Source organism: Streptomyces sp. 15-116A (assembly GCF_025290915.1).
In the GTDB taxonomy this organism is placed as follows: domain Bacteria; phylum Actinomycetota; class Actinomycetes; order Streptomycetales; family Streptomycetaceae; genus Streptomyces.
Genome location: NZ_JAOCQE010000305.1, coordinates 1 through 6,998, shown reverse-complemented (window position 1 = coordinate 6,998; position 6,998 = coordinate 1). Strand labels below are relative to the sequence as shown.

Annotated in this window: 8 protein-coding genes; 3 read left to right on the top strand and 5 right to left on the bottom strand. The window is 71.5% G+C overall.

What is annotated here, in order from left to right:
- Positions 1 to 380: ATP-binding protein (locus tag N4P33_RS30500; protein WP_260830175.1), on the top strand; the 380-nt coding region annotated here is incomplete at its 5' end.
- A 31-nt stretch (positions 381 to 411) separates the two neighbouring features.
- Entirely contained in the window at positions 412 to 1,275 is an 864-nt protein-coding gene (locus tag N4P33_RS30495; protein WP_260830174.1) for an Fpg/Nei family DNA glycosylase, read from the top strand.
- A gap of 77 nt (positions 1,276 to 1,352) precedes the next feature.
- On the opposite strand, the gene N4P33_RS30490 is transcribed toward N4P33_RS30495, so the two are convergent.
- The 3 genes from N4P33_RS30490 to N4P33_RS30480 form a co-directional block, all read right to left on the bottom strand.
- On the bottom strand, positions 1,353 to 2,003 hold the full coding sequence (locus tag N4P33_RS30490; RefSeq protein ID WP_260830173.1) for a zf-HC2 domain-containing protein: 651 nt from the start codon (positions 2,001 to 2,003) through the stop codon (positions 1,353 to 1,355).
- Between the two features lie 182 nt (positions 2,004 to 2,185).
- Complete coding sequence (locus N4P33_RS30485) at positions 2,186 to 2,707, bottom strand: hypothetical protein (RefSeq protein ID WP_260830172.1); 522 nt, start codon at positions 2,705 to 2,707, stop codon at positions 2,186 to 2,188.
- A 136-nt stretch (positions 2,708 to 2,843) separates the two neighbouring features.
- Positions 2,844 to 3,389, bottom strand: a complete 546-nt coding sequence (locus tag N4P33_RS30480; RefSeq protein ID WP_260830171.1) for a sigma-70 family RNA polymerase sigma factor — start codon at positions 3,387 to 3,389, stop codon at positions 2,844 to 2,846.
- Between the two features lie 211 nt (positions 3,390 to 3,600).
- On the opposite strand from N4P33_RS30480, the gene N4P33_RS30475 reads away from it, so the two are divergent.
- Complete coding sequence (locus N4P33_RS30475) at positions 3,601 to 4,749, top strand: CapA family protein (RefSeq protein WP_260830176.1); 1,149 nt, start codon at positions 3,601 to 3,603, stop codon at positions 4,747 to 4,749.
- A gap of 26 nt (positions 4,750 to 4,775) precedes the next feature.
- On the opposite strand, the gene N4P33_RS30470 is transcribed toward N4P33_RS30475, so the two are convergent.
- Together N4P33_RS30470 and N4P33_RS30465 are read right to left on the bottom strand one after the other, a co-directional pair.
- The gene (locus N4P33_RS30470) at positions 4,776 to 6,212 is read right to left on the bottom strand and encodes an amino acid permease (protein WP_260830170.1); all 1,437 of its coding nucleotides are present in this window, start codon (positions 6,210 to 6,212) and stop codon (positions 4,776 to 4,778) included.
- Positions 6,213 to 6,389: 177 nt separating this feature from the next.
- Positions 6,390 to 6,851, bottom strand: coding sequence for a universal stress protein (locus N4P33_RS30465; protein WP_260830169.1), 462 nt, complete (start codon positions 6,849 to 6,851; stop codon positions 6,390 to 6,392).
- Between the last annotated feature and the right edge of the window lie 147 nt (positions 6,852 to 6,998).

Below are 6,998 nucleotides of genomic sequence, written 5' to 3'. Positions count from 1 at the left end.
TGTCCGAGGCCCGGCGCATGATCCGCGCCGCGGTCGCGGCGTGGGGCGGGCGGGACCGCGCCGACGAGATCGAACTCGTCGCCGACGAGCTGATCACCAACGCCCTGATGCACACCGAGGGCGCCGCGGTGGTCACCCTCAGGGTCCTCACCGGGAGCGAGCGGCGGCTGCGCGTGGAGGTCGAGGACTCCTCCAGCGCCCTGCCGCGCCGCCGGGAGGCCGGGGACTCGGGCGTGTCCGGACGGGGGCTGCTGCTGGTCGAGATGCTGTCGGACGTGTGGGGAGTGGAGGCGCGCGGCGGCGGCAAGTGCGTGTGGTGCGAGTTCGTGGTGGCGCCCGAGCCCCAGCCCCGGCCCGAGCCCCAGCCCCGGTCGGCCTGACCACCTCGGCCCCGGGTGGCACTCTGGACGTATGCCGGAACTCCCCGAGGTCGAGGCGCTCAAGGACTTCCTCACCGAGCACCTCGTCGGCCACGAGATCGTCCGGGTGCTGCCCGTGGCGATCAGCGTCCTGAAGACCTACGACCCGCCGCTGACGGCCCTCGAGGGCCACGAGGTCACCGCCGTGCACCGCTACGGCAAGTTGCTGGATCTGCGCACGGACGGCGGCCCGCACCTGGTCACCCATCTGGCCCGCGCGGGCTGGCTCCAGTGGAAGGACCAGCTGCCCAGCGGCCCGCCCCGCCCCGGCAAGGGACCGCTCGCCCTGCGCGTGGCCCTGGAGACCGGCGCGGGCTTCGACCTCACCGAGGCCGGAACCCAGAAGCGGCTCGCGGTGTACGTGGTGACCGACCCGCGGCAGGTGCCCGGCGTGGCCCGGCTCGGCCCCGACCCGCTGGCCCCCGACTTCGACGAGCGGCGCCTCGCCGCACTGCTGACCGGGGAACGCCGGCAGCTCAAGGGCGCGCTGCGGGACCAGAGCCTGATCGCGGGCGTCGGCAACGCCTACAGCGACGAGATCCTGCACGCGGCCCGCATGTCGCCCTTCAAACTGGCAGCGTCCCTGAGCCCCGAGGAGACCACCCGGCTCTACGAGGCGCTGCGCACCACGCTCGGCGAGGCGGTGGAACGCTCCCGCGGGGTCGCGGCGGGCCGGCTGAAGGCGGAGAAGAAGAGCGGACTCAGGGTCCACGGCCGCACCGGCGAACCGTGCCCGGTGTGCGGCGACACCATCCGCGAGGTCTCCTTCAGCGACTCGTCCCTCCAGTACTGCCCGACCTGCCAGACGGGCGGCAAACCCCTGGCCGACCGGAGGCTCTCCCGCTTGCTGAAGTGAACCGACGCCGGTGTGCGCAGGTCGTCCCGGAGGCAGCCGGCCGTCCCGGTGTGCGCAGGGTGGGCCCGGGTGCGGGCTCACTTCGGGTTCAGGGTCACCAGGTGTTCGCCGTCCGCCGTGCGGACCTCGTAGTGGGCGATCTCGTCGGGGTGCATCGCCGACCCGGCCTGCATGGTGTTGGGGCGGGCGTCGTGGTGGCGGACGCTCCAGCTGGTGACGGTCTCCTCGCTGCCGTCGCGGCCGACCACCACCAGGTGGCAGGCGCGGGGACCCGCGCCGTCCTTGACCTTCAGCTCCACCTGGCTGCCCCAGGCCTGGTCCTCCGTCGTGATCTCCGCCCACACCCCGGACCGCTCGTCGGTCGCCTCGATGCTCACCGGCGCGTCCTCGCCGCCCGCGACGATGGCGACGGCCGGCGCGGACACCGCGAGCACCACCGAGGCCGCCAGCGCGAACAGCAGCCTGCGACGGCCCGCCCGGCGCCGCGCGGTCACCTCGGACATCAGCCGGTCCAGCATCCTCGGCCCGGGCTTGGCCAGCGGGTGCACAAGACGCGGCGTGGAGCGCCGGTAGAGCATCAACTGACGTGTGGTGGGACCGAATTCGGTCACCTCGGCAGCGCAGCTGGGGCACTCCATGAGGTGGTCCTCGAAGCGGAACGCCTCCGCCTCGTCCAGCACGCCGAGCGCGTAGGCGCCGACGTCGCGATGCCTCTCCAGGGACCTCATGCCGAATCCTCGTGCCGTTGGGTGCGGGTGGGGTTACTCCTTGCTCCCACCGGTACGCACCAGGCAGCCGAATCACTCAAGCCACGCACCGAATCGTGACCAAAGGATTCGGAGCCGCCCGCCGCTCGGATTGGTCGGATTCCGGGAAACCTGAAAAATCCGGGATCCCGGGAGGCCGGGACTCAGAACAGGTGGATGGCGAGGTGGCTGAGCGGCAGACCCAGCTGCCAGGCGGGGGTCCACACCTTCGGCCCCTCGTCCTCGCCGGCGACCGCGCCGCCGCCCGGCACCGCGTTGAGATCGGGCGCCAGCAACTCGGTCTCCTGGAGCCAGCGCCACGCCGCCCTGGCCAGCTCCAGATCCGGGTCCTGCCCGCTCCGGCCGGACGCGACCGCGTCCGCGGTCAGATCCGCCAGCCGCTCCTCGACCCACTCCTGCCACGGCTGGTCGTACGCGGTCAGCGACAGCCAGGTCTCCAGCTGGGTGACCACCCGGATGCCGGAGAGCTCGCCCTCGGTGTCGGACAGGAAGACGGTGAGCGCCAGCGCGTCCCGGCCGGCCCGGAACTCGAAGGACGTCGGCGGCATCAGATCGCCGCTGCGCAGCAGTTCGTCGGCGATGTACTCGGCGTACAACCAGGCCATGGGGACGGTCAGTTCGCCTCCGCCGGCGCCGTCCGTGCTCTCGTGACCTCTGTGCAGCATCCCTTCCTGCCTTCCTCCGGTGCGTGCGCGTCGCCCGAACCCGGGCCCCCGGTCCGGAACACGGATGAGGACAGCCGATTACTCAACCGGGGTCGTCGGCAAGGCGCTTTACGGAGGTTTGACTCGACCGTCGGTTTCACCGCAGGTCGGCGGCGTATCCCGGAAGCACCCTGCGCAGGGCGCGCAGCGCGTAGTACGCGCGGGACTTCACGGTACCGGGCGGGATCCCCAGGGCCTGCGCCGCTTCCGCCACACTCGCCCCCTGGAAATACACGAGCACCAGTACGTCACGGTGCTCCGGAGTGAGTGTCTTCACAGCCTCGCGGACATCGAGCGTCGCCGCGGCCCGCTCCGCGTGATCGGAGATCACCCGCGCGTGCTCCAGCACCGCGTCGCCCACCTCGGCGGGCCGGGCCTGCCGGGCGCGCCGCGCGTCGATGGCGAGCCGCCGCGCCACCGTCAGCAGCCAGGGCCGTACGGAGTCGAAGGCGTCCGCGCGCAGCGCCTCGGGATGCTGCCAGGCGCGCAGCAACGTCTCCTGGACCAGGTCCTCCGCCCGCTGCCGGTCTCCGTCGCAGAGCCGGAGCAGCAGCGCGAAGAGAGGCCGGCCGTGCTCGCGCTGGAGGGCGGCGAGCTCGTGCTCGGCGGTCGTCTCGTTCGTGAGTGTGATTCCGGCCGTCATGGCCGTATGGCAGCGCACGGCGCCCCTCGGGGACAGGGCGCGCACAGGGGTGTGCGGCGAACGGCCGATCGCGTCGACGAACGGTACGACGAACGGTCGAGACGGCCGTTCGTGCACGCCGGACGGGCTAAAGAGCGTGTCGGAGTCACGACGAACCGCAAGGGGCTTCTTACCTGTTTGTCAGTAAATGTGACTACAGCGGGGTGAGATGATGATCGCACGCAGTAGACAGGTGGCCCTGGCCCTGACCGTCGTCCTCGCCGCGGGCGCCGCCTGCCAGGCGAGGGAACACCGGCCCGCCGCCACCGGACATCCCGCCCCGTCCGCCGACCGCGGCTTCACGCTGGTCGCCTCCGGGGACGTCCTGCCGCACACCTCGATCATCGACCGCGCCCGCTTCGACGCCGGCGGCACCGGCCACGACTTCCGCCCGATGCTCTCCGGCATCCGCTCCGTCGTCGCCCCCGCCGATGTGGCGCTGTGCCACATGGAGACCGTCTACGGCGCGGACGGCGTCTACACCGGCTACCCGGCCTTCCAGTCGCCGCCCGAGATCGCCGCCGGCCTCGCCGCCACCGGCTACGACGGCTGCTCCACCGCCTCCAACCACAGCCTCGACGCGGGCGCCGAGGGCATCCGCCGCACCCTGGACGCCCTCGACCGCGCCGGCGTGCAGCACGCCGGATCCGCCCGCACCGAGCAGGAGGCCCGCACGGTGACCGTGCTGCGCGCCGGCCCGGCGCAGGTCGCCCACCTCGCCTACACCTACGGCACCAACGTCTCCCCGTTCCCGCCCGACCAGTCCTGGTCCGTGAACCTCATCGACGAGGCGAGGATCCTCGCCGACGCCCGGGCCGCCCGGACGGCGGGCGCCGACGTCGTCGTGGTCTCGCTGCACTGGGGCACCGAGTGGCAGGACAACCCCGACGAGCAGCAGGTCACCCTCGCCCGCTCGCTCACGGCCTCCCGCACCGGCGGCCGGCCCGACATCGACCTGATCCTCGGCACCCACGCCCATGTCCCGCAGGCGTACGAGAAGGTCAACGGCACCTGGGTGATCTACGGGATGGGCGACCAGATCGCCGGCGAGATGTTCAACCACGACGGTGTACGGGACCCGCGCGGCAACCAGTCCACCCTGGGCCGCTTCACGTTCACCCCGCCCGCACGCCCCGGCGCCCGCTGGGAGGTGACCCGCGCGGAGTTCGTCCCTCAGCTCTTCGACGTCGACGCCGGCCGCGTGGTCAACCTCAACCAGGCCCTCGCCCAGGGCGCCGAGGTGCACGCCGTACGCGACCGCATCCGCGAGGTGGTCCTGAGCCGGGGCGCGGCCCAGGAGGGGCTGGTGATGGGGAAGTAGGCCGGCCGACGTCCACCGTCGAGGCTCTAACGCCCCTTCTCCGCCGGCCCCTCGCGGCGGGCCAGTTCCGAGCGGCGGTACGAGTACCCGAAGTAGATCACCAGGCCGAGGGCGAACCAGACGGCGAAGCGGGCCCAGGTCTGCCACTGGAGGAAGGTGATCAGCCAGATGGAGAAGACCACGCCCACCGCCGGCACCACCGGCATCCACGGGGTGCGGAAGCTGCGCGGCAGTTCCGGCCGGCGATAGCGCAGCACGATCACCGCCGTGCACACCACCACGAACGCCAGCAGGATGCCGATGTTGGTCAGCTCTGCCGCCTCCCCGATCGGCAGGAACCCGGCGATCAGGGCCGACGCGACCCCCACGATCCAGGTCACGCGCGTCGGCACGTGCCGGGTCGGGTGGGTCTTGGCGAACCAGCGCGGCAGCAGCCCGTCGCGCGACATGGCGAACCACACGCGCGTCACGCCCAGCATGAATGTGAACATCACCGTGAGGATGCCGATGATGGCGCCCACCGCGATCACGTCCGCGAGGCCGCTCAGCCCGACCGACTCGAACGCCGACGAGAAGCCGCTCTCCGGATCGATCTCCGTGTAGTTCTGCATGCCGGTCAGCACCAGGCAGGCCGCCACGTACAGCACCATCGAGATGATCAGCGAGTAGATGATCGCCTTCGGCATGTGCCGCTGCGCGTCCTTGGACTCCTCGGCCGCCGTCGACATCGCGTCGTAGCCGAACACGGCGAAGAACACGGTCGCCGCGCCCGTGAACGCGCCGCCCACGCCGTAGGGGAAGAACGGGTTGTAGTTGGCGGTGTCGATGTGGAAGACGCCGACCGCGATCACCAGCAGCACGACCAGCACCTTCAGTACCACGACCACCGTCTCGAACCGGGCCGCGTTCTTGATGCCCAGGTTCAGCAGGAAGGCGATCAGCAGGCACAGCACCGCCGCGAACAGGTCGACCTTATGACCGTCGCCGGTGCCGGGGGCGCCCAGCATCCAGTTCGGCAGTTCCGTGCCCATCGAGTCCAGCAGAAAGCTGAAGTAGCCGGAGATGCCGATGGCGACCACCGCCACGATCGCCGTGTACTCCAGCAGCAGGTCCCAGCCGATGAACCAGCCCGCCAGTTCCCCGAGCACCGCGTAGCCGTAGGTGTACGCCGAGCCCGCCTTCGGGATGAGGCCCGCGAACTCCGCGTACGACAGCGCGGCGGCGGCGCTGGCGACACCGGCGATGAGGAAGGAGACCAGCACCGCGGGCCCGGCCGTGCCGTTGGCGACAGTTCCCGCGAGCGTGAAGATGCCGGCGCCGATGATGCCGCCCACGCCGATCGCGGTCAGCTGTCCCAGACCGAGGGTGCGGTCCAGCCGCGTGCCCTCGCCGACTTCCGTCTCCTCGATGTGTTCGATGGGTTTGCGGCGGAGAATGCCCTCACCCATACGGAGCCCGGCCACACGCCTCACCTCTTCACGATCGGCAAACGGCTGACGGCGGATCATGATGCCCCCGTCCCGGTCACGACGGAAGACGCCACGCACACCTCCGGGGCGTGCACATCTCCCGGGCACACGCATCTCCGGGCCAGGCGAGACCCCGGGCGCCGGGTGTCGGCCAGGCGCAGTCCCGTCGGTTTACGGAACCACCGTCACCGGCCAGCGGCCCGCCTTCACCAGCCGTACCGCCACTGAGCCGACGAAGCGGTGGCCCGCCTGTTCGGAGGCGCCGACCACCACGGCGTCCGCCTTGAGGTCGTCCGCGGCCCGCACCAGGCCGTTGTAGGGGTCGCCGCGGAACGTGTGGAACTCCCAGCGCACCTCGAAGATCCCGCGCACCCGCTCGGTCGCCTCCCGGATCTGCGCCATCAGATCCTCGGCGATCTCGTCGGTGACCGCCGCCACCGGCGCCCCCAGCGCCGCGCCCGCCGCCATCACCGGCTGCACGTACACCAGGGCGAGCAGCGCGCCCTGCCGGCGGGCCAGCCCCGAGGCGTAGGCAGCGGCCCGCATCGAGGAGTCGGAGCCGTCCACTCCCACGACGATCACCTTGGGCCCGTCGGTGCCGCGCTCGAACCGCTGGGATTCCTGTTCCCTCACGCCGCGAGGCTATCGCCGTTGACGCGGCACTGCGCCGAGTGGGTGGATTCGTGCCGCCACACCGGTGTCGCTGAAGTGCGTCGGCCTTCCGCTGGGCGACTGATGTCACATGCAGAAGGATCACTTCCTCACGCGGCGCCGGGCGTT